The organism is Flavobacterium sp. ov086 (genome assembly GCF_900187965.1).
GTDB lineage: Bacteria > Bacteroidota > Bacteroidia > Flavobacteriales > Flavobacteriaceae > Flavobacterium.
Genome location: NZ_FZNL01000008.1, coordinates 99,589 through 121,066, shown reverse-complemented (window position 1 = coordinate 121,066; position 21,478 = coordinate 99,589). Strand labels below are relative to the sequence as shown.

24 protein-coding genes are annotated in these 21,478 nt (G+C 34.7%); 20 read left to right on the top strand and 4 right to left on the bottom strand.

The genetic code is table 11. The annotated features are described in order from the left end of the window. From CHB81_RS11010 to CHB81_RS10995, 4 genes are all read right to left on the bottom strand, one after another. Positions 1–3,189 (bottom strand): SusC/RagA family TonB-linked outer membrane protein, encoded by a 3,189-nt coding sequence (locus CHB81_RS11010; protein ID WP_089351927.1) that lies wholly within the window; start codon positions 3,187–3,189, stop codon positions 1–3. 302 nt (positions 3,190–3,491) lie between these two features. After that, complete coding sequence (locus CHB81_RS11005; protein WP_089351926.1) at positions 3,492–5,033, bottom strand: SusD/RagB family nutrient-binding outer membrane lipoprotein; 1,542 nt, start codon at positions 5,031–5,033, stop codon at positions 3,492–3,494. 5 nt (positions 5,034–5,038) lie between these two features. Further along, complete coding sequence (locus CHB81_RS11000) at positions 5,039–8,266, bottom strand: SusC/RagA family TonB-linked outer membrane protein (RefSeq protein ID WP_089351925.1); 3,228 nt, start codon at positions 8,264–8,266, stop codon at positions 5,039–5,041. Positions 8,267–8,351: 85 nt separating this feature from the next. Next, complete coding sequence (locus CHB81_RS10995) at positions 8,352–9,902, bottom strand: hypothetical protein (RefSeq protein ID WP_254921063.1); 1,551 nt, start codon at positions 9,900–9,902, stop codon at positions 8,352–8,354. 333 nt (positions 9,903–10,235) lie between these two features. Here CHB81_RS10995 and rpsL point away from each other — a divergent pair, with 333 nt between their 5' ends. From rpsL to rplF, 20 genes are all read left to right on the top strand, one after another. After that, entirely contained in the window at positions 10,236–10,619 is a 384-nt protein-coding gene (gene rpsL, locus CHB81_RS10990) for a 30S ribosomal protein S12 (protein ID WP_007136570.1), read from the top strand. Between the two features lie 117 nt (positions 10,620–10,736). After that, the gene (gene rpsG / locus CHB81_RS10985; RefSeq protein ID WP_007803600.1) at positions 10,737–11,213 is read left to right on the top strand and encodes a 30S ribosomal protein S7; all 477 of its coding nucleotides are present in this window, start codon (positions 10,737–10,739) and stop codon (positions 11,211–11,213) included. 10 nt (positions 11,214–11,223) lie between these two features. After that, positions 11,224–13,380, top strand: a complete 2,157-nt coding sequence (gene fusA, locus CHB81_RS10980; RefSeq protein ID WP_089351923.1) for an elongation factor G — start codon at positions 11,224–11,226, stop codon at positions 13,378–13,380. Between the two features lie 11 nt (positions 13,381–13,391). Beyond that, positions 13,392–13,697: a 30S ribosomal protein S10 gene (gene rpsJ, locus CHB81_RS10975; protein ID WP_007803605.1), complete on the top strand. Its 306-nt coding sequence runs from the start codon at positions 13,392–13,394 to the stop codon at positions 13,695–13,697. 404 nt (positions 13,698–14,101) lie between these two features. Further along, positions 14,102–14,719, top strand: coding sequence for a 50S ribosomal protein L3 (rplC, locus tag CHB81_RS10970; RefSeq protein ID WP_007803612.1), 618 nt, complete (start codon positions 14,102–14,104; stop codon positions 14,717–14,719). Continuing rightward, on the top strand, positions 14,719–15,348 hold the full coding sequence (gene rplD / locus CHB81_RS10965; protein ID WP_089351922.1) for a 50S ribosomal protein L4: 630 nt from the start codon (positions 14,719–14,721) through the stop codon (positions 15,346–15,348). Before rplC ends, rplD begins: the two co-directional genes overlap by 1 nt. 7 nt (positions 15,349–15,355) lie before the next feature. Further along, positions 15,356–15,646 carry a 50S ribosomal protein L23 gene (rplW, locus tag CHB81_RS10960; protein ID WP_017495018.1) on the top strand — a complete coding sequence of 97 codons (291 nt, stop codon included), beginning with the start codon at positions 15,356–15,358 and terminating at the stop codon, positions 15,644–15,646. Positions 15,647–15,655: 9 nt separating this feature from the next. Next, on the top strand, positions 15,656–16,480 hold the full coding sequence (gene rplB / locus CHB81_RS10955) for a 50S ribosomal protein L2 (protein WP_007803623.1): 825 nt from the start codon (positions 15,656–15,658) through the stop codon (positions 16,478–16,480). Between the two features lie 6 nt (positions 16,481–16,486). Further along, a complete protein-coding gene (gene rpsS, locus CHB81_RS10950; protein WP_007803626.1) occupies positions 16,487–16,765 on the top strand; it encodes a 30S ribosomal protein S19 in 279 nt (92 codons plus the stop codon). 6 nt (positions 16,766–16,771) lie between these two features. After that, positions 16,772–17,185, top strand: a complete 414-nt coding sequence (gene rplV / locus CHB81_RS10945) for a 50S ribosomal protein L22 (RefSeq protein WP_007803631.1) — start codon at positions 16,772–16,774, stop codon at positions 17,183–17,185. 5 nt (positions 17,186–17,190) lie between these two features. Continuing rightward, positions 17,191–17,952, top strand: coding sequence for a 30S ribosomal protein S3 (gene rpsC, locus CHB81_RS10940; protein WP_007803635.1), 762 nt, complete (start codon positions 17,191–17,193; stop codon positions 17,950–17,952). Between the two features lie 19 nt (positions 17,953–17,971). Further along, entirely contained in the window at positions 17,972–18,397 is a 426-nt protein-coding gene (rplP, locus tag CHB81_RS10935) for a 50S ribosomal protein L16 (RefSeq protein WP_007803637.1), read from the top strand. 13 nt (positions 18,398–18,410) lie between these two features. Further along, positions 18,411–18,602: a 50S ribosomal protein L29 gene (rpmC, locus tag CHB81_RS10930; protein ID WP_007803639.1), complete on the top strand. Its 192-nt coding sequence runs from the start codon at positions 18,411–18,413 to the stop codon at positions 18,600–18,602. A gap of 17 nt (positions 18,603–18,619) precedes the next feature. Then, positions 18,620–18,880 (top strand): 30S ribosomal protein S17, encoded by a 261-nt coding sequence (gene rpsQ, locus CHB81_RS10925; protein ID WP_007803646.1) that lies wholly within the window; start codon positions 18,620–18,622, stop codon positions 18,878–18,880. A gap of 2 nt (positions 18,881–18,882) precedes the next feature. Next, entirely contained in the window at positions 18,883–19,251 is a 369-nt protein-coding gene (gene rplN, locus CHB81_RS10920) for a 50S ribosomal protein L14 (RefSeq protein WP_007803649.1), read from the top strand. 11 nt (positions 19,252–19,262) lie between these two features. Continuing rightward, positions 19,263–19,577 carry a 50S ribosomal protein L24 gene (gene rplX / locus CHB81_RS10915; protein WP_007803650.1) on the top strand — a complete coding sequence of 105 codons (315 nt, stop codon included), beginning with the start codon at positions 19,263–19,265 and terminating at the stop codon, positions 19,575–19,577. Positions 19,578–19,579: 2 nt separating this feature from the next. Next, positions 19,580–20,131: a 50S ribosomal protein L5 gene (rplE, locus tag CHB81_RS10910; RefSeq protein ID WP_007803652.1), complete on the top strand. Its 552-nt coding sequence runs from the start codon at positions 19,580–19,582 to the stop codon at positions 20,129–20,131. Positions 20,132–20,134: 3 nt separating this feature from the next. Continuing rightward, positions 20,135–20,404, top strand: a complete 270-nt coding sequence (rpsN, locus tag CHB81_RS10905; RefSeq protein WP_007803655.1) for a 30S ribosomal protein S14 — start codon at positions 20,135–20,137, stop codon at positions 20,402–20,404. Positions 20,405–20,508: 104 nt separating this feature from the next. Further along, on the top strand, positions 20,509–20,907 hold the full coding sequence (gene rpsH, locus CHB81_RS10900) for a 30S ribosomal protein S8 (RefSeq protein ID WP_017495014.1): 399 nt from the start codon (positions 20,509–20,511) through the stop codon (positions 20,905–20,907). Between the two features lie 18 nt (positions 20,908–20,925). Continuing rightward, positions 20,926–21,468, top strand: coding sequence for a 50S ribosomal protein L6 (gene rplF, locus CHB81_RS10895; protein ID WP_042565877.1), 543 nt, complete (start codon positions 20,926–20,928; stop codon positions 21,466–21,468). Positions 21,469–21,478: the final 10 nt, after the last annotated feature.

The window sequence follows — 21,478 nt, the reverse complement described above, 5'->3', positions numbered from 1 at the left end:
TTAAAAATTTACTGTTAAACCAAATGAGATAGTTCTCATTACTCCGTACACATTTAAAGACTGACCGTTATTGCTTTGAGTACCTAAATTGTTTAATCTTGGGTCCATTCCTTTTCTTTTTGACCATAATCCTAAATTAGATCCCATTAAACTAAATTTAGTAGATGAAATTCCAAGATCGGTAAGTTTACTGTTTTTGAAGTCATAAGCTATAGAAGCATCTTGTAAACTTATATAATCTGATTTTATTAAGAAATAATCAGAAGTCGCCATTTGAAAAGTTGAAACGTGATCAATTCTTGGGATATTAGAATTTGGATTATCAACAGTCCATGCTTTGTTTACATCTTGGTGATAGTTTTGTCCAATATTGTCAGATCCTGAATACATTGCGCTTTGATAAACTCCATCAAACATGTATCCTCCTACTTGGTATGCAAAACTAGCTTGGAATGTTAAATTTTTGTAACGTACAACAGTTCCAAAACCTCCGTAAACATCAGGATTTGCATTCTTGTCGCTTAAGTATTGAGTTGCAGTTCCGTATACATTAGTTGTTGTTTTGCCTGTAACCTTGCCAGAAGCATCCTTTTGATCCACATACCATAAAGCGTCTCCATTAGTTTTATCAACGCCAGCAAATTCTCTCATGTAGTATGAGTAAGCAGGAGCTCCAACTTCAAAACGGAAAATTCCGTTTGTGAATGGTGTTGGTAATGAAGTTATTTCATTTTTGTAATGTGTTCCATTTGCCCAAATATTAAAGTCAACGTCTTCAGTTTTGATTACATCAACACCAAGATTGATCTCTACTCCTTTATTGGCCATATCTCCAATGTTTGTACTTACGAAACTAACTCCTGTTGAAGATGGTTTAGGAAGGTTGTAGATCAAATCACTAACTTTTCTTTCGAAATATTCGGCTTCGATGTTTACTCTGTTGAATAATTCGATTTCAAATCCAACGTTCATATTTTTTGATTTTTCCCACTTGATTTCTTTGTTTCCTGTATATACTGGTAAAATAGTTGCATTTCCGTCAGCATCTGGAACAATATCGTATTGGTCTTGATCAGCATGGTAGTTTCTTCCATATCCGAAATAGCTTCGATGATTGATTGATGTACTTGCAGGATAGAAAATATTATCGTTTCCTTGTTCTCCATAACTTCCTTTAACTCTTAAGTCTGTAATTACTTTAGATTTAGGGAAGAATGATTCTTTCATTACAGACCATGCTGCTCCAAATCCATAGAAGTTACCCCATCTGTTTTCAGGTGCGAATACTGAAGATCCGTCTCTTCTGAAACTTCCATTCACAAAGTATTTCTCTTTGTAGTTGTATGTTAATCGTGAGAAATAACCTTCAACTTTGTATAGGTCATTATAACCATCTACATAATTGTATTTAGTAGCGTTACTTAATATTGGTAAGCCAGGTATAACAACTCCACTTTTTTGTCCTGCTAACATTTTTGATGTAAAATCTGATGATTCATGACCAACAAGAATATCCAAATTGTGATTTCCGAATGATTTTTTCCAAGACAATAATTGTTGGTTAGTGATGGTGTAATCATTAGTAGAAGCGGTACCAATTCTACCATTTACTCCCATGTCATCACCACCTTCTCCTGTTGTACTGTTTAAATAATATCCAGATAATAAGTCATATCCTAGATTATATCTGAAATTGAAGTTTTTCAAGAAATCAATAGAAACATATCCTCTTGCGCCAAATTTATTTTCTTGATTTAAATTTGTGTTCAATAAGGTGGTCGCGTATGGATTTAGATTTCCTCCATAAGGGCGATCTCCAGTTTTGTTAAACTCGTAAACTCTGCTTCCGTCAGGATTAGTAGCGAAGTTACCAGCTGCATCTCTTTGCCAAATAGTGTAAATAGGAGCTATGTTTCTAGCCCAGCTAAATAAGTTACTATAAGTTGCAGAACCAACTTGAGAAATTGGTGCATTTTGATCTGTGTTAGCATAGTTCAAGTTCGCTCCAACTTTAATTTTGCTATTTACAGTATAATCTACATTTGCTCTAACTGTAGCACGTTTAAAGTCTGAGTTAATTGTGTAACCATTATCTTTAAGGTATCCAACAGATAAATAAGAACTTAGGTTGTCAGTGCTGCTTGATAAACTTAAAAAGTGCTCTGTTCTAGTAGCATCTCTAAATAATTCTTTTGACCAATCATCGTGATACAATAATTTTGCATTAGCGTTTATTTGTCCTGTAGCTGGATTGATAACCTGATCATTAGGAACATTGTAATTGTTGTATCCTAAAGAGTATGTGTCTCCAGTAATTAAGTTCTGAGCTGCTGTGTTTGAAGCGGCAGCAGGAGTTGCTCCTTGAAAAATTAAACCAGTTTTGATTCTGTTATAAACAGTTTGGTAGTATTGTCCCGGATCTTTAATCATGTCGTACTCAGGAACTGCTCTAGAGTTAACACCGATTTTAGTTTCGTAAGTTACTTTTAATTGTCCTTTTTTACCTTTTTTAGTTGTAACAATGATTACACCATTTGCTCCTCTACTACCATATAAGGCATTTGAAGATGCATCTTTCAAAAATGAAATAGACTCAATATCTTGTGTTGCAATAGCATTGATATCACCGTTGTAAGGAATACCATCAACAACATACAAAGGCGCATTTGAAGATGAAATTGATCCCAAACCTCTAAAACGTACTTGAGGTGGATCTCCTGGTTGTCCTGAGTTAGCACTAATCTGTACACCGGCAACTTTACCAGTTAAAGATTGAATTGCATTTGAAGCTTGAGCGTTTTCTAGTGCTTTTGCGTCTATTTTTGTAACTGCTCCAGTAATCTCAGATTTTTTCTGAGTTCCAAAAGCAACTACTACAACTCCTTCAAGTTCTAGTGCGTCTCCTGCTAGTTTAGCGTTAACAGTTGTAGACGTTGCTGGCTCTTCTTTTGCCTTCATTCCAATGTAAGTAAAGACCAAAATTTGGCTTGGAGAAGCTTTAATAGAGTATTTTCCATCAAAATCTGTTTGTGTTCCTGTCTTTGTTCCTTTTACAAATACACTAACACCTGGTATAGGCATTCCCGTATTGTCAGAAACAATTCCTGAAACAACTCTTTCTTGCGCAAAAGTTAATTGCGCCACTAGTACCAAAAGAAGTACTAAGAATCCATTGAACTTTAGTTTCATTTTTAATTATTTTGAATTAGTTCGACAAAAATCTTAATAATTTGTTAATCTACCTAATATAAAAAGCTTTTTTTTTAGTTAAATTATGATTTTACTATAAGATATTGTTTTTTTATAGTTAAAAAAGAGGTATAAATTGTAAATTCGTAATTTTTAACTTGAAATATGACAATAATGAAAAACATTGCTATACTGTGAAATGTTAAATTTTAGAATATTAGTATGGTTTTTCTTTTTTTTATAACTTTTGCAAAAAAAAAGCCACCCTTTTTGAGGGTGGCTTTATGTTAAATTATGTTATATTATAGGTCTTTTAATGGAGGTTGTTTAACATCCCAGAAAATTTTAGTTGTTAAAAGGTCTCCGCCAATTGCTGCAGATGCAGCTTGCCAGTTTGTGCCATTAACTGTTTGTTCAGCATTTGGATAAAACCATCTAACAGGTACTTGTCCTCTTGCGATAGATAAAGAAGTTGAACTAGTTATTAAGATTGGGAAATCTAATCTTCTAAAAGCAGTCCATGATTGGAAACTTCTGTTGTATAAAGCAATCCACTCTTGGTAACCAATTTTTTCTTGCCATGTTCCAGTTCCAGTTCCTGGGAATCCTGCAATTGGAGTAGTAGCAGCAGTTGCATAAGCTACTGTTGGTTGAGCTAAATATGCATTAGTTTCTTCAGGTGTAACTCCCCAAAAATTACATGACAAAGTTATTGCTTTATTGTAATAGTATTCTGGAGTGTTTCCTACTGATAATCCTCTTGCAGCAGCTTCAGCCAAGTAGAAGTTAACTTCGAATGCTTCTAATAAAACACCTGGTGCAGCTGGCTTTTTAATTGCATCACCAACATGTGAATAAGATGTTTCGTAAGGATTTGCATTACGTGATCCTGGATTTCCCCCTTTGTAAGTTCCGTCAGCCATTGGCGTGAAGAAAATAGGTCTTCTTGGGTCAGATAATGCGTTCATTCGATTAATTATAGTAGTTGTAGGAACGTTATCATTTCTTTGACTTGCAACCAAATTATCGAAAATTGGGTTGTAGTTAGGAGCAAATGATGCATATGTAAATAAAGCATTTTTAGGGTTGTCTAATATTACACCTGCAGTATAAGCTTCTTCAATAGTTGTTTTAGCTAAAGCAGCGAATTCTGTGCTCTCAGCAATATTTATTCCTATTTTTAGTTTTAGCGAATTTGCAAATAACTTCCAGTCAGCAACATTTCCTTTGTAGACAAGGTCTCCTTTGTCAAAACTTTTTCCACTTGTGTCTAGTTTTGCAATTGCAGCATTTAAACGAGTAATTAATAATGGATAAATTGCAGCATCATTGTCATACTTAGGTAAGATAATTTTTGGATTCTGTAGTGACTCTGAATAAGGAATATCACCAAACGTATCAACCAGTATTTGGTAAGTATAAACTCTTAAGATTTCAAGTATTGCAACTTTGTTTTGTTGTTGCTTTTTCCAATCACTATCTGTTACGTCACCAGGTTTTACTTGCTTCAATAATACTTGCTCTGATGTTTGTAAGTTACCTAAAACATTTTGATATAAGTTTGTCCAATGTGTATCAGGGATAGCTCTTTGTGTTAAGTTATATCTTGATTCGGTAGCATATAATGTAGCGGCCCAATATTGAACGTAATAGCGTAATGGATTGTTGTTTACACTAGGTGTTGTTAATTGGTCAGTTAATTCTTTTTGTGCATTTGTTAATAATGATTCTGCAGAAACGTCATAAGACTTTTTTTCATCATCATTAAAATTGTCATTGTCGCTAACACAACTCGAAAGAGTTAAAACGGTTAACGTTACTATTGATAATAATATCTTTTTCATTTTGTCTAGAAGTTAAGTTTTACATTAAATGAGTATACTTTTGTTGCTGGCATAACTCCTGATTGAAATCCTTGAATGTTTCCTGCTGACGAACCTGCTTCAGGGTCAGAATATGGAAGATTTTTTTGGATAATCCATAGATTGTTTCCTATTACGCTAAAAGATAATCCTTTAAGTTTTAGTTTGTCTAAAATTTGTGATGGTACGCTGTAAGTAAAACCTACTTCTCTTAATTTTACAAATGAACCGTCGTATACGTAAGCTTTTGTTGGGTTTGTGTCAGAGCTAAAAGCGGTTCCTCCAGATGTTGATGCATCAATTCTTGTAGTGTTTGCTGTTCCGTCTGCGTGAACTCCAGGCAAGATTACACCTCCGCTATCATTACCGCTTGTTAGTGGGCTTCTAACTGAGTTTCCAAGATCATTTACTCCTAAGTCATAGATACCAGTTTCTCTTCCGTAAGCTTGATCTAAAGAGAAAATATCTCCACCTTTTTTAATGTCAATTAAGAAGTTAAGAGAAACATTTTTATAAGAGAATTTGTTAGATATACCGCCTAGCCATTTTGCTTGAGTGTTACCAATAACTTGGTTTTTATTTAGTACATAGAAACCATCAGCATCAACTATTCTGTTTCCATTTGCATCATAAGTGTAATCTGTACCTCTTAATGTTCCGTATGATTGTCCAACAGTTGCATTTAAAGAAGCTCCTCCTTGAAAAGTTGCTAATAATAAATTGTCTCTTCCTTGGTTTAAAGAAACTACAGTGTTTTTGTTAGTAGACCAGTTAACTCCAAGATCCCAAGTGAAATCTTGTGTTTTGATTACTTTTCCAGATAAAGATAACTCGATACCTTTGTTTTCGATTTCTCCGGCATTAACTGTTGCGAAGTTTACTCCAGTTGAAGTAGATTGTGGTACGTTGAAAATTTGATCTTCTGTATTTGTTTTGTATAAAGATAAATCAAAATTTAGTCTGTTTTTAAACATTGACATCTCTAGACCTGCTTCCCAAGCTTTTTGAGTTTCTGGTTTTAGGTTAGCAAAATTTAAATATGTTGGGCTGTTTCCAAAAAGAGGATTTCCGTCGATACCATAGTTGTTAACTTTAGCACCAAGTCTTCCTGCAGCAGGATCATTACCAACTTGTGCGTAATTAATTCTTACTTTTCCTAAAGATAGCCAGTCTGCTTGTACTAATTCAGAAAAGATTAAACTTGAACCAATTGAGTAATAGTTATAGTTGCTGTTTTCTCCTGGTAAAGCTGTACTCTTATCGCTTCTGAATGATCCTTCTAAGAATAAGAATTTGTTGTAGTCTAATGATAACTGAGCATACAATCCTGATTTTTCGTAACTAATTTGAGATTCTCTTGCTGGTAAAAATACGTTAGAATTTTCTAAGCTATATAATCCAGGAGATGCTAGACCACCTGTAGTAGATGATTGAATCGAATAAGCATCTGATCTTAAGTATGTGTAACCACCTAATGCTTTAGCTCCAATATTTTCGCTTAAGTGAAAATTGTAAGTAGCAATAAAGTCATAAGTTTGTTGCATGAAATCTCTTTTGTATAAAGAATATCCTGAACCGTCGTTAGCTCCACTGATACCAAATGTTTCAGCGTGACTTCCAACTGCTTTTCTTAGTTCTTGTTGGTCGTTAGAGTAGTCGACAGTTGCACGTCCTAAAAGTACGAAGTCTGGAGTGATTTTATAGGATAAACTTGTTCCAGCCAAGAATCTTGTTCTTGAATCTTGTTCGTAATTTTGGTATCTGTCAAAATATGGATTGTTCCAGAATGCAGGTGCTAAATTGCCACTGGTTGGGTCAGTTTGATTCCAAGTAGTGTTTTGTCCTGTTCTGTTGTATTCTCTTTCTAATTCTTTAATGTCAACGTTTGTTGCCCACCATTGTCTGAATCCTCCAATGAAGTTGTCTCCGTATCCTGTGTTATTTCTACCTGTCGTATTTTGGTCAGTAAAAGTAAAGAATGCTGTAGAAGTTAATTTGTCTGATAAATCTCTAGAGAAGTTACCGTTAAGAGAGTTTTTGTTCAGTAAACTGTTTGGTAAAACACCGGTGTTATTGATGTTTGTGAATCCTAAATTGTAAGCTCCTTTTTCATCACCACCACTTAAATTTACGTTGTTTGTGTACGTAGTTGATTTTTGAAAAAATGATTTAGGGTCGTTTTTAGCTGCTACCCATGGAGTTGCTTTTCCATAGTTAGGATTTCCTAATACGAATGCATTCCATTGGTATACCATAATGTTAGGGTCAAATTTATTTCCGTACGAAGCATCATCTCCAGTAGAAGCTACAAGTCCGTTTGGATTGCCAAATACGTCAGCAGTATAGCTACTATCTTCTCCGCCATATCCTTCTCCGTATTGAGTTTGGTATCTTGGCATAGTACTTTTGTCTATTGCTCCAACAGAAACAGTTGAACTAACAGATACTCCTAAAGCAGAATTCTTTTTACCTTTTTTAGTTGTAATCATGATTGCTCCATTTGAAGCTTGACTACCATAAAGAGCTGTTGCAGCAGCACCTTTTAAAACGTTGATTGATTCGATGTTGTTTGGGTCAATATCAGATGCAGCATTACCAAAGTCAAATCCTTGTCTTCCGTTTTGTGAATCTGTGTCATTTAAATTTGCATTACTAACTGCAACTCCATCTACAACAATTAAAGCTTGGTTGTTACCAGTGATACTCTTGATACCTCTAAGTACAATGTTAGTAGATCCTCCAAAGTTAGAGTTTGCTTTGATCTCTAAACCGGCAACTTTTCCAGATAAATTGTTTAGGAAGTTGTTTGTTGGTGAGCTGTTAACCTGCTCAGCAGTTACTAATTGAGAAGAATAACCTAAAGATTTTTTCTCTCTTTTTACACCTAAGGCAGTTGTTACAACCACGCCTTCAAGTTCTTGTGCTGCGTCACCTAGTTTTACATTAACTACTGATGAGCTCGCTGCTATTTCTTGGGTTTTCATCCCAATGTAGCTAAATACCAATACTTGGCTTGTTGATGCTTTGATAGAGAACTTTCCGTCAAAATCAGTTTGTGTTCCAGATTTAGTTCCTTTTACTAATACGCTCACACCTGGCAAAGGCATTCCTGCATTATCGGAAACTGTACCTGAAACGGTTCTTTCTTGCGCAAAACTTAACTGCGCCATTAGCACTAGTAGTAGTACTAAGAATCCATTGAACTTTAGTTTCATTTTTAAATATTTTGAATTAGTGTTGCAAAACTCTTAATAATTTGTTAACTTTCCTAATGATAGTTTAAAGTTTTTTTGAGTTAGGTCAAAATTTAACATTATAACATATGCTGACCATAGTGTTAAATAATTGTATTTCCTTAACGCTTTGCCCTCCATTTGTGAGATTAAGCCTTAATAAACCGCCGGATGTTTGGATTGTTGTCCCAATTCCGATTCCTGTTAAATTGTTAATTTTTTTAGGATTTATGTTTCTTGTTAAGTCTTGATATATTGCGTAATCGATAATTGAATTGATGTATAAATTGTCTGAGACAACGTATCTGTATTCTGTAAGAAGCATGGAGGTGAAATTGGCTTGAAGGCTATTCTCTGAAAAACCGCGTATTGAGTTTATTCCGCCAAATCTAAATAATTCGTTTGTGATGTAGTTTTTGCTTTTTAAATAGAAAAATTGCGGATTTATATAGATGTAATTTTTTTTGTTTATTTTGAAATTGTAAGAAAGGTTTGAAGATGTGTAGAATTGAGGGCTAGAGGTAGCTGTTTCAGGGTCGTTGTTTGTGTTTCTTTTTCCGTATCCAATGATGAAATTTACAGATGCTTTTTTTGGGAAAAGTATATTTTCAATATCGTTTTCTCTGTGTTCAAAAGTCGAAGTTATATAGGAGTTTTTGTAATCAGTAATGCTTGAATTATTTGTATTTTGAATATCGCTTGACTCTGTAGATTGGTAGCCTATGTATATTTTTGTATTGTAGTTTAAAAGATATCCAAGGTCTATTGATGTTTTGGTATTTTGAAAGGTGCTATCTTGTTTGAAAATGTTTAATTGTGCTTTTAGTCCCAGTGAGGATTGGAATATGTATGGAATTTCTATTTTTGTGTTGAATGTTTTTTGTTGATTCCCATCGCTTTTCCAATATAGTGAAAATTGTTCGCCGGCATGGAGCGTGTTTAATAATGCTATATCTAGATATCCGTTAAGTGTTGTTTTTTTGTTTTCATTGTTTGAAAAACCTATATAGCCATCAAAAGTATTTGCTTTTCTTTTTTCGATATAAGTGTAGATTTTGGTAGAGTCACTTGTGAATAATATTTGAGGGTATTTTGTTTGAGTGATAAATTCGTAACTGTTAATGTCGTTGTAGAGTTCTTTTACGGTTTCTTGATTGAAAGTTTTATTGAGGTATTTTTTGTTTAGTTGTTTTAGGTGTCCTTTTGGGAAATAATTTTTATTTTGGTTATTTTCTTGATTGAGAATAATGGAATTTACGGTTCGTTTTTTTTCGGATTTAAAATTTAAATCGGCATAAATTATTAAATTCTTCCTTTGAATATTTACAAGTTTTATTTTGCTTAGGGCAAAACCTCTTTTTTCTGCATCAATTATTTTTTGATTTAAGAAATTTTCGATCTCTTCGTATGGGATGATTATGGTGTCTTTTTTTGTTTCGAATACATCAAAAAAGGATTTATTTGTACCTATATATATATGTATGTATTTTGTTTTTTTATTTAGATCGATTATTGTTGTGTAAGTGGTGTCATTTGTTTTGTTGGTTTCTAGTATTTGATTGTCTATGTATCCTTTTTTAGATAGTTTCTCGGATGTGTTTTTGATTTCATCAAACAATGATTTTAGATTAGTGTGTTTTGTTATATAGTTTACAGAATCAATTATTTGGGATTGAATTTGATTAGATCCATTTATTTTTAAATGGAAATTTTGTGCGTAACAAGAAATGCCGACGCAAAAAAATATTAGGTTTAAAAAAGGTTTTAAAAGCAATTTTTTCATTTATTAAAAGTATTGCAAATATCTATTGTTTGTTTGTAAAATCATAAGCTTAAATAATGTTGTTGAAAATTAATGAATTAACGTTTGTATAGTGAAAAATATTTTATACATTTGCAACCCCGTAAAAAGCGGGAATTTAATATACATAATAAATTTTTAGTATTAATTATGCCAACAATTCAACAATTAGTAAGAACAGGAAGAACTCAGATAACTAAGAAGAGTAAATCGGTTGCTTTAGATTCTTGTCCTCAAAGAAGAGGGGTTTGTACGCGTGTTTACACTACTACACCAAAAAAACCAAACTCTGCAATGCGTAAAGTTGCGCGTGTACGTTTGACAAATGGTAATGAGGTGAATGCTTACATCCCTGGAGAAGGACACAATTTACAAGAGCACTCGATAGTATTAGTTAGAGGTGGAAGGGTAAAAGATTTACCAGGTGTTAGATATCATATCGTTCGTGGAGCGCTTGACACGTCAGGAGTTGCAGGAAGAACGCAAAGAAGATCTAAGTACGGTGCTAAACGCCCAAAAGAAGCAAAAAAGTAATTTAAAACGTTAAGAGTTGGAGGTTAGGAGTTAAGGGTTGGGGATCGAAACATTAGTAGAAATCTGTAACGCATAACATTTAACGGATAACCTATAACTTTTTATTAAAAAAAAGACATGAGAAAAAGAGCGGCAAAGAAAAGACCACTTTTACCAGATCCAAGGTTTAATGACCAATTGGTAACGCGTTTTGTGAACAACTTAATGTGGGATGGTAAGAAATCTACAGCTTTCAAAGTATTTTATGATGCAATTGACATCATTGAGTCTAAAAAGCAAGATTCAGAAAAATCTTCATTAGAAATTTGGAAAGATGCGTTAACAAACGTTATGCCTCACGTAGAAGTACGTAGTCGTAGAGTTGGTGGAGCTACATTTCAAATTCCAATGCAAATTAGACCAGACAGAAAAATTTCTATGGCAATGAAGTGGTTAATACTTTATTCTAGAAGAAGAAATGAAAAATCTATGGCACAACGTTTAGCGTCAGAATGTTTAGCTGCTGCTAAAGAAGAAGGTGCTGCGGTTAAGAAAAGAATGGATACTCACAAGATGGCAGAAGCTAACAAAGCTTTCTCTCACTTTAGATTTTAATTCGTAAGAAATGGCTAGAGATTTAAAATATACAAGAAATATTGGAATTGCTGCTCACATTGATGCTGGTAAAACAACAACAACTGAGCGTATTCTTTTTTATACTGGAAAGTCACATAAAATTGGTGAAGTACATGATGGTGCTGCAACAATGGACTGGATGGCTCAAGAGCAAGAAAGAGGTATTACAATTACTTCAGCTGCAACAACTTGTGAGTGGAACTTTCCAACTGAGCAAGGTAAGATTTTGCCTGAGTCTTTGCCATACCACTTTAATATTATTGATACTCCTGGACACGTTGACTTTACTGTAGAGGTAAACCGTTCTTTACGTGTACTTGATGGATTGGTTTTCTTGTTTAGTGCTGTTGATGGTGTTGAGCCTCAGTCAGAAACTAACTGGAGACTTGCTGATCAATATAGAGTTCCGCGTATGGGATTCGTAAATAAAATGGATCGTCAAGGATCTAACTTTTTGGCAGTTTGTCAACAAGTTCGTGATATGTTGAAATCAAATGCTGTTGCGATCACTTTGCCAATTGGTGAAGAAAATGATTTCAAAGGTGTTGTGGATTTAGTAAAAAATCAAGCTATCATTTGGCATGATGCAACTCAAGGGGCAACTTTTGATATTGTTGAAATTCCTGCTGATATGGTTGCAGAGGTTAAAGAATACAGATCTATTCTTATTGAGGCAGTTGCTGATTACGATGAAAATCTTTTAGAGAAATTCATGGAAGATGAAAACTCTATTACAGAGGAAGAAATCAACAAAGCTTTAAGAGCTGCTACTATGGATATGGCTATCATTCCGATGATTGCTGGTTCTTCTTTCAAAAACAAAGGAGTTCAATTCATGTTAGATGCAGTTTGTAAATATTTACCTTCTCCAATGGATAAGGAAGGTATCGAAGGGATTCACCCTGATGATGCTGAATTATTAGAAGAAGATCAAACTAAAATCTTACGTCGTCCAGATGTAAAAGAGCCGTTCGCTGCTTTGGCATTTAAAATTGCTACTGACCCATTCGTAGGTCGTTTAGCTTTCTTTCGTGCTTACTCTGGTCGTTTAGATGCTGGTTCTTACGTTTTGAACACTCGTTCAGGAAATAAAGAAAGAATTTCTCGTATCTACCAAATGCATGCTAACAAACAAAATCCAATCGAATATATTGAGGCTGGAGATATTGGAGCTGCTGTTGGATTTAAGGATATCAAAACTGGAGATACATTGTGTGATGAAAAACACCCAATCATTCTTGAGTCTATGAAATTCCCTGCACCGGTAATTGGTATTGCAATTGAACCTAAAACTAAAGCTGACGTTGATAAAATGGGTATGGCTTTGGCTAAATTAGCTGAAGAAGATCCAACGTTTACAGTTAGAACAGATGAGGCTTCAGGGCAAACTATTATCTCTGGTATGGGTGAGCTTCACTTGGATATCTTAGTAGATCGTATGAAACGTGAATTTAAAGTTGAAGTAAACCAAGGTGAGCCTCAAGTTGAATATAAAGAGGCGTTTACAAGAACTGCTACACACAGAGAAACTTATAAGAAACAATCAGGAGGTCGTGGTAAATTCGGTGATATCGTATTTACACTTGAGCCAGCTGACGAAGTTGATGGTAAAGTTCCTGTTGGATTACAGTTTATTAATGCAGTAAAAGGTGGTAACGTTCCTAAAGAATATATCCCTTCTGTAGAAAAAGGTTTCCGTGAAGCTATGAAAACTGGTCCGTTGGCAGGTTATCAAGTGGATAGTTTAAAAGTAACTTTGACGGACGGATCTTTCCACCCTGTCGATTCTGATGCACTTTCTTTTGAGTTAGCTGCTAGAATGGGTTATAGAGAAGTAGCTAAAGCTGCTGGTGCGATTATTTTGGAGCCAATCATGAAAATGGAGGTTATTACTCCTGAAGAAAACATGGGGGATATCGTTGGTGATATCAACCGTCGTAGAGGTCAGGTAAATGACATGGGTGACAGAAACGGTGCTAAAACTATTAAAGCTGATGTGCCTTTATCAGAAATGTTTGGATATGTAACAACATTAAGAACATTATCTTCTGGTAGAGCAACTTCAACAATGGAGTTTTCTCACTATGCAGAAACACCTTCTAATATTTCGGAAGCTGTAATTAAAAAAGCAAAAGGTAACGCTTAATTCTTAAGAAAATGAGTCAAAAAATCAGAATAAAACTAAAATCTTACGATCACATGTTGGTGGATAAATCTGCTGAAAAGATCGTAAAAACAGTAAAAACTACTGGAGCAGTTGTAACAGGTCCAATTCCGTTACCAACTCACAAAAAACTTTTCACTGTGTTACGTTCTCCGCACGTTAACAAAAAAGCGAGAGAGCAATTTGAAGTAATGTCATACAAGAGATTGATTGATATTTATTCATCTTCATCTAAAACTATTGATGCATTAATGAAACTTGAATTGCCAAGTGGAGTTGAAGTAGAAATAAAAGTATAATTTTTTTATTATATTTTGCATATAAAAAGCGAGTCAGAAATGTCTCGCTTTTTTTTGTTGTAAAAAATTTTGATGAGTAAATTTTTAAGATATTCATTTTGATAAAATATTTCTATTTTTTGTTGAAATGTCTTTGATTTAGGCTGTTAACAAAGTTTTACCTTTTGAAGATTATGTAATTGTTAAGGGAAATGATATTGAGAGTTAAAATGAGAAAAATTAATTTTTTGAAGAAATAGAATGTCAAAGTTGGTGAGGTTGGTGCTTTGATTTTGATTATGAGCTATTTAATTTTTACAACCGTTTGGTATATTCAATTTTAATGTATACTTTTGCACTCCCTGTTTGGAAATTTCTGTTATTTTCAAATTGAAGGGAATTTTAGTAATTAATAATTAATATTTATGTCTGGGTTAATTGGTAAAAAAATCGGCATGACTAGTATTTTCGACGAAAACGGGAAAAACATTCCTTGTACAGTAATCGAGGCTGGGCCGTGTGTTGTTACCCAAGTCAGAACCAAAGGTGTTGACGGGTACGAAGCGTTGCAACTAGGTTTCGATGACAAAAACGAGAAACATTCTACTAAAGCGGCTTTAGGTCACTTTAAAAAAGCTGGAACTGTTGCTAAGAAAAAAGTCGTTGAATTCCAAGATTTCGCAACTGAACAAAAATTAGGAGATCTTATCGATGTTTCTATTTTTGCTGAAGGAGAATTTGTAGATGTACAAGGTGTCTCTAAAGGTAAAGGTTTTCAAGGGGTTGTAAAACGTCACGGATTTGGTGGTGTTGGTCAAGCAACTCATGGTCAACATAACCGTTTAAGAGCGCCAGGTTCTGTGGGAGCTTCTTCTTATCCATCTAGAGTATTCAAAGGAATGCGTATGGCTGGAAGAATGGGAGGAGATAATGTAAAAGTACAAAACCTTAGAGTTTTAAAAGTAGTTGCTGAAAAGAACCTACTTGTTATTAAAGGATGCGTTCCTGGACATAAAAACTCTTATGTAATCATTCAGAAGTAATGGAAGTAAAAGTATTAGATTTCAACGGAAAAGATACTGGAAGAAAAGTTCAACTTTCTGATTCAGTATTCGCAATTGAACCAAACAATCACGCTGTATACCTTGATGTTAAGCAATATCTTGCTAATCAAAGACAGGGAACTCACAAGGCTAAAGAAAGAGCTGAAGTGACAGGAAGTACACGTAAGATTAAAAAGCAAAAAGGAACAGGTACTGCTCGTGCGGGAAGTATTAAGAATCCATTGTTTAAAGGTGGTGGAACAGTTTTCGGACCAAGGCCAAGAAGTTATTCATTCAAATTGAATAAATCTTTGAAAAGATTGGCTAGAAAATCTGCTTTCTCAATCAAAGCAAAAGAGTCAAATATTATCGTTCTTGAGGACTTTAATTTTGAAACTCCAAACACTAAAAATTTCATTAACGTTTTGAAAGCTTTAGGGTTAGATAATAAAAAATCTCTATTTGTGTTGGGAGAGTCAAATAAAAATGTATATTTGTCGTCACGCAATTTAAAGGCTTCGAATGTCGTAACTAGCTCAGAATTAAGCACTTACGCTATTTTAAACACTAATAATTTAGTGCTTTTAGAAGGTTCTTTGGAGTTAATTGAAGAAAATTTAAGTAAATAATAGGAGTATGAGTATCATAATTAGACCTATAGTAACAGAAAAAGTAACCAAAGAAAGTGAAGTTTTAAACCGCTTCGGATTCGTTGTTGACAAAAAAGCAAACAAAGTTCAGATTAAGAAAGCTGTTGAAGCTGCTTATGGAGTAACTATCGTTTCAGTTAACACGATGAACGTAAGACCGGATAGAACTACAAAATACACTAAAAGTGGTTTAATCAGTGGAAAGACAAATGCAATTAAGAAAGCGATTGTTCAAGTACAAGAAGGAGAAACAATTGATTTTTACAACAATATCTAAGATAGAAAAATGTCAGTAAGAAAATTAAAACCTATTACCCCAGGTCAGCGATTTAGAGTTGTGAATGGTTATGACGCCATTACAACTGATAAGCCGGAACGCTCTTTGATAGCACCGATAAAAAACTCTGGAGGTAGAAATAGTCAAGGAAAGATGACCATGCGTTATACGGGTGGTGGTCACAAGCAGAGATATCGTATTATTGATTTCAAAAGAACTAAAGACGGAATTCCGGCTACAGTGAAATCAATCGAATACGATCCAAATCGTACTGCATTTATCGCTTTATTAGCTTATGCTGATGGAGAGAAAACTTATGTAATTGCTCAAAACGGATTGAAAGTTGGTCAGAAATTAGTTTCTGGTCCAGAATCTCAACCTGAAATTGGTAATACATTGCCTTTAAGCAGAATTCCTTTAGGAACTGTTATCTCTTGTATTGAGTTACGTCCAGGTCAAGGTGCGGTAATCGCTCGTTCAGCTGGAACATTTGCTCAATTAATGGCAAGAGATGGAAAATATGCTACAATTAAAATGCCGTCAGGAGAAACAAGATTGATCTTGTTAACTTGTTCAGCTACAATTGGAGCAGTTTCTAATTCAGACCACCAATTAGTTGTATCTGGTAAAGCAGGTAGAACAAGATGGTTAGGAAGAAGACCTAGAACAAGACCTGTTGCAATGAACCCTGTTGATCACCCAATGGGTGGTGGAGAAGGACGTTCTTCTGGTGGACATCCACGTTCAAGAAATGGAATACCAGCAAAAGGTTATAGAACTCGTTCTAAGAAAAACCCGAGTAACAAGTATATCGTAGAACGTAGAAAGAAATAATAAGATATGGCACGTTCATTAAAAAAAGGACCTTTCGTTCATTATAAGTTAGACAAGAAAGTTCAAGAAAACATTGAAAACGGAAATAAAGGAGTGGTAAAGACTTGGTCTAGAGCTTCTATGATTACTCCAGACTTTGTTGGGCAGACTATCGCAGTTCATAACGGTCGTCAATTTGTACCAGTTTACGTAACAGAAAACATGGTAGGTCACAAATTAGGAGAGTTTTCACCAACTAGATCTTTTAGAGGTCATGCTGGAGCAAAAAATAAAGGTAAAAAATAAGAAGCAATGGGAGTTCGTAAAAGAGAAACAGCAGATGCGAGAAAAGAGGCTAATAAGTCTATTGCTTTCGCAAAATTGAATAACTGCCCTACTTCACCTAGAAAAATGCGCTTAGTAGCGGACTTGGTAAGAGGTCAGAAGGTAGAAAGAGCACTTAACATCTTAAGATTCAGTTCTAAAGAAGCTTCAAGAAAATTAGAAAAACTATTATTATCTGCAATCAACAACTGGGAGCAAAAAAATAGTGAAGGTAATTTAGAAGAAGCTGGATTATTTGTTAAAGAGATCAGAGTAGATGGTGGAATGATGTTGAAAAGACTTCGTCCAGCTCCACAAGGTCGTGCACACAGAATAAGAAAACGTTCTAACCACGTAACAATCGTGCTTGGAGCTATCAATAACACACAAAGCAATTCTTAAGCAGCATGGGACAAAAGACAAATCCAATTGGAAATAGACTTGGTATCATCAGAGGGTGGGACTCAAACTGGTATGGTGGAAATGATTACGGTGATAAACTTGCCGAAGATCACAAAATCAGAAAGTATATCCACGCTCGTTTATCAAAAGCTAGTGTATCAAAAGTAATCATTGAGAGAACTTTGAAGCTTGTAACCGTTACTATCACTACTGCTAGACCTGGTATCATTATCGGAAAAGGTGGACAAGAGGTAGACAAGTTGAAAGAAGAACTTAAGAAAGTTACTGACAAAGAGGTTCAAATTAACATCTTTGAAATTAAAAGACCTGAGTTAGATGCTTATCTTGTGGCGACAAGCATCGCTCGTCAAATCGAAAGCCGTATTTCTTACAGACGTGCAATCAAAATGGCTATTGCTGCTTCTATGCGTATGAACGCTGAAGGTATCAAAGTTTTGATTTCTGGTCGTTTGAATGGTGCTGAGATGGCGCGTTCAGAAGGTTTCAAAGAAGGTAGAATTCCTCTATCAACTTTCAGAGCTGATATTGATTATGCTTTGGCTGAAGCTCACACTACTTATGGTAGAATGGGTATCAAAGTATGGATCATGAAAGGTGAAGTTTATGGAAAGAGAGATCTTTCTCCACTTGCAGGAATGGATAAAAAACAATCTGGAACTGGTGGTGGTAAAGGTGGTGATTCTCCGAGAGGAGACAGAAAACCCTTTAATAAAGGTGGAAAACCAGACGCTCGTAAAAGAAAGTAAATTTTTAAACTAAAGAAAAATGTTACAGCCTAAAAGAACAAAATACCGTAAGGTACAGAAAGGTAAAATGAAAGGTAACTCTCAAAGAGGGCATGAACTTTCTAATGGAATGTTTGGTATTAAATCTGTACATGAAGATGGAATGTTCTTAACGTCTCGTCAAATCGAAGCTGCGCGTATTGCTGCAACTCGTTTCATGAAGAGAGAAGGACAATTATGGATCAAAATATTTCCAGACAAACCAATTACTAAGAAGCCTCTTGAGGTACGTATGGGTAAAGGTAAAGGTGCCGTTGAATATTGGGCTGCCGTTGTTAAACCCGGAAGAATTATGTTTGAAGTTGGAGGAGTTCCTTTATCAGTTGCAAAAGAGGCTTTGCGCCTTGCAGCTCAAAAGCTTCCAGTAAAAACTAAATTCGTCGTTGCTAGAGATTTCGAAGCATAATTAAATTTATATTATGAAACAATCAGAAATAAAAGATCTTTCTGCAGCGGAGTTGCAAGAAAAACTTAGTCAAACTAAGAAAATATATGCTGACCTAAAAATGGCTCACGCTATTTCTCCAATTGAGAACCCGCTTCAAATTAGAAGTGTGAGAAGAACAGTTGCAAGATTGGCTACAGAGTTAACTAAAAGAGAGTTACAATAATTGTATTCTGCTGAAAGATGGAAGAAAAAAGAAATTTAAGAAAAGAAAGAATAGGTGTTGTTACTTCAAATAAAATGGATAAGTCTATTGTTATTGCTGAAGTAAGAAAAGTAAAACACCCATTATACGGTAAGTTCGTGTTGAAAACAAAGAAATATGTTGCACACGACGAAACAAACGACTGTAACATTGGAGATACTGTAAGAATTAGCGAAACGCGTCCTTTAAGTAAAACAAAATGTTGGAGATTAGTTGAAATCTTAGAAAGAGCTAAATAATTATGGTACAACAGGAATCAAGACTAAAAGTAGCAGATAACACGGGAGCAAAAGAAGTTTTAACTATCCGTGTTTTAGGAGGTACCAAAAGAAGGTATGCCTCTGTTGGTGACAAGATTGTAGTATCTATTAAAGATGCAACTCCTAACGGTAACGTTAAAAAAGGAGCTGTTTCAACTGCAGTTGTTGTACGTACCAAAAAAGAAGTGAGAAGAGCTGATGGTTCTTATATCCGTTTCGATGATAATGCATGTGTTCTTTTGAACGCTGCAGGGGAAATGAGAGGAACACGTGTTTTTGGTCCGGTAGCAAGAGAACTTCGTGAAAAACAATTCATGAAAATTGTATCATTAGCACCAGAAGTGCTTTAATTCGTTTTAAGATGATAAAGCTAAAAATAAAATCAGGAGATATCGTAAGAGTTATTGCTGGAGACCATAAAGGTGCTGAAGGTAAAGTTTTACGTGTTTACCGTGAGAAAAATAAAGCGATAGTTGAAGGTGTAAACATGGTTTCGAAACATACAAAACCAAGTGCTAAAAACCCTCAAGGTGGTATCGTTAAGAAAGAAGCTTCTATACAAATATCTAACATTTCACTAATTGATCCTAAAACTAAGGAAACAACTAGAGTTGGTATTAGAGTAGAAGGAGATAAGAAAGTAAGATTTTCAAAAAAATCTAATCAAGTACTATAGTAATGGCATATACACCTAGACTAAAAGAAGAATATAAGAGTAGAGTAATCTCTGCTCTTAAAGAGGAATTCGGATATACAAACGTGATGCAAGTTCCAAAACTTGAAAAAATCGTTTTGAGCCGTGGAGTTGGTGCAGCTGTATCTGATAAAAAACTTATTGACTATGCAGTTGATGAGTTAACAAAGATCACTGGACAAAAAGCAGTATCTACAATTTCAAAGAAAGACGTTGCGTCATTCAAATTGAGAAAAGGGATGCCTATTGGAGCGAAAGTTACTTTACGTGGTGAGAGAATGTATGAGTTTTTAGATAGACTTGTAACTTCTGCTTTGCCACGCGTTAGAGATTTTAGTGGTATCAAAGCTACTGGTTTCGACGGAAGAGGTAATTACAATCTTGGAGTTTTAGAGCAAATCATTTTCCCTGAAATTGATATTGACAAAGTAAACAAAATTTCAGGAATGGATATTACATTTGTTACTACTGCAAAAACAGACAAGGAAGCAAAGTCATTATTGGCTGAATTAGGATTACCTTTTAAAAAGAATTAAGACATGGCTAAAGAATCAATGAAAGCCCGCGAGGTTAAGAGAGAAAAAACGGTAGCAAAGTATGCTGAGAAAAGAAAAGCTTTGAAAGAAGCTGGAGATTTTGAAGGTTTACAAAAATTACCTAAAAATGCTTCACCAGTTCGTTTGCACAATCGTTGTAAATTAACAGGTAGACCAAGAGGGTATATCCGTCAATTCGGTATTTCACGAGTAACTTTCCGTGAAATGGCTAACAATGGGTTAATTCCTGGAGTTAAAAAGGCATCTTGGTAATCTCGTAAAAAGTTATTACTTTTGCAAACCAAAAAATAATTTTAATTGATTAAAGGTTCGGGAGACGGGTGTCTCCCGAAAACCATAATCGCAATCAAATACATATGTATACAGATCCTATTGCAGATTATTTGACTAGAGTTCGTAACGCTGTGGCTGCAAACCACAAAGTTGTTGAAATTCCAGCTTCTAATCTAAAAAAAGAAATAACTAAGATCTTATTTGATCAAGGTTATATCTTGAGTTACAAATTTGAAGACAACTCTGTTCAGGGTTCAATCAAAATCGCTTTAAAGTATGATAAAGATACTAAAGAGCCTGTAATTAAAGATATCCAAAGAATTAGTAAACCTGGTTTACGTAAATATGCAGGTGCTGCCAAATTACCAAGAATCCTTAATGGATTAGGAATTGCAATTGTTTCAACTTCAAAAGGTCTTATGACTGGAAAACAAGCGAAACAATTAAATGTAGGTGGTGAAGTAATTTGTTACGTATACTAATTTTAAAGACTAAATAAGATGTCAAGAATAGGTAAAAGCCCAATTGTAATCGCTGCTGGAGTAACTGTAGAAGTTAAAGACGGTATCGTTACAGTAAAAGGAAAAAAAGGTCAACTAACTCAGGAGTTTTCGGACATTACTGTAAAAGTTGAAGGCGATCAAGTTTTATTAGAAAGATCGTCTGATCATAAAGACCAAAGAGCAAAACACGGATTATACAGATCATTAATCAATAACATGATAATTGGTGTATCTGAAGGTTTTACAAAAGAACTTGAATTAGTTGGAGTTGGTTATAGAGCTTCAAACCAAGGTCAAAAGTTAGATTTAGCTCTTGGATATTCTCACAATATTGTTTTGGAAATTGCTCCGGAAGTAGCTTTAGAGACAATATCTGAAAAAGGTAAAAACCCTATCGTAAAATTAACATCATTTGATAAACAACTTTTAGGTCAGGTTGCTGCGAAAATCAGAGGTTTCCGTAAGCCAGAGCCGTACAAAGGAAAAGGTGTTAAATTTGTGGGTGAAGTATTAAGAAGAAAAGCAGGTAAATCAGCTTAAAAAATAAGAT

Bases quoted from the DNA above. Each gene is read 5' to 3' on its own strand.
- CHB81_RS11010 (WP_089351927.1), bottom strand. From the start codon at position 3,189: ATGAAACTAAAGTTCAATGGATTCTTAGTACTTCTTTTGGTACTAGTG.
- CHB81_RS11005 (WP_089351926.1), bottom strand. From the start codon at position 5,033: ATGAAAAAGATATTATTATCAATAGTAACGTTAACCGTTTTAACTCTT.
- CHB81_RS11000 (WP_089351925.1), bottom strand. From the start codon at position 8,266: ATGAAACTAAAGTTCAATGGATTCTTAGTACTACTACTAGTGCTAATG.
- rpsL (WP_007136570.1), top strand. From the start codon at position 10,236: ATGCCAACAATTCAACAATTAGTAAGAACAGGAAGAACTCAGATAACT.
- rpsG (WP_007803600.1), top strand. From the start codon at position 10,737: ATGAGAAAAAGAGCGGCAAAGAAAAGACCACTTTTACCAGATCCAAGG.
- fusA (WP_089351923.1), top strand. From the start codon at position 11,224: ATGGCTAGAGATTTAAAATATACAAGAAATATTGGAATTGCTGCTCAC.
- rpsJ (WP_007803605.1), top strand. From the start codon at position 13,392: ATGAGTCAAAAAATCAGAATAAAACTAAAATCTTACGATCACATGTTG.
- rplC (WP_007803612.1), top strand. From the start codon at position 14,102: ATGTCTGGGTTAATTGGTAAAAAAATCGGCATGACTAGTATTTTCGAC.
- rplD (WP_089351922.1), top strand. From the start codon at position 14,719: ATGGAAGTAAAAGTATTAGATTTCAACGGAAAAGATACTGGAAGAAAA.
- rplW (WP_017495018.1), top strand. From the start codon at position 15,356: ATGAGTATCATAATTAGACCTATAGTAACAGAAAAAGTAACCAAAGAA.
- rplB (WP_007803623.1), top strand. From the start codon at position 15,656: ATGTCAGTAAGAAAATTAAAACCTATTACCCCAGGTCAGCGATTTAGA.
- rpsS (WP_007803626.1), top strand. From the start codon at position 16,487: ATGGCACGTTCATTAAAAAAAGGACCTTTCGTTCATTATAAGTTAGAC.
- rplV (WP_007803631.1), top strand. From the start codon at position 16,772: ATGGGAGTTCGTAAAAGAGAAACAGCAGATGCGAGAAAAGAGGCTAAT.
- rpsC (WP_007803635.1), top strand. From the start codon at position 17,191: ATGGGACAAAAGACAAATCCAATTGGAAATAGACTTGGTATCATCAGA.
- rplP (WP_007803637.1), top strand. From the start codon at position 17,972: ATGTTACAGCCTAAAAGAACAAAATACCGTAAGGTACAGAAAGGTAAA.
- rpmC (WP_007803639.1), top strand. From the start codon at position 18,411: ATGAAACAATCAGAAATAAAAGATCTTTCTGCAGCGGAGTTGCAAGAA.
- rpsQ (WP_007803646.1), top strand. From the start codon at position 18,620: ATGGAAGAAAAAAGAAATTTAAGAAAAGAAAGAATAGGTGTTGTTACT.
- rplN (WP_007803649.1), top strand. From the start codon at position 18,883: ATGGTACAACAGGAATCAAGACTAAAAGTAGCAGATAACACGGGAGCA.
- rplX (WP_007803650.1), top strand. From the start codon at position 19,263: ATGATAAAGCTAAAAATAAAATCAGGAGATATCGTAAGAGTTATTGCT.
- rplE (WP_007803652.1), top strand. From the start codon at position 19,580: ATGGCATATACACCTAGACTAAAAGAAGAATATAAGAGTAGAGTAATC.
- rpsN (WP_007803655.1), top strand. From the start codon at position 20,135: ATGGCTAAAGAATCAATGAAAGCCCGCGAGGTTAAGAGAGAAAAAACG.
- rpsH (WP_017495014.1), top strand. From the start codon at position 20,509: ATGTATACAGATCCTATTGCAGATTATTTGACTAGAGTTCGTAACGCT.
- rplF (WP_042565877.1), top strand. From the start codon at position 20,926: ATGTCAAGAATAGGTAAAAGCCCAATTGTAATCGCTGCTGGAGTAACT.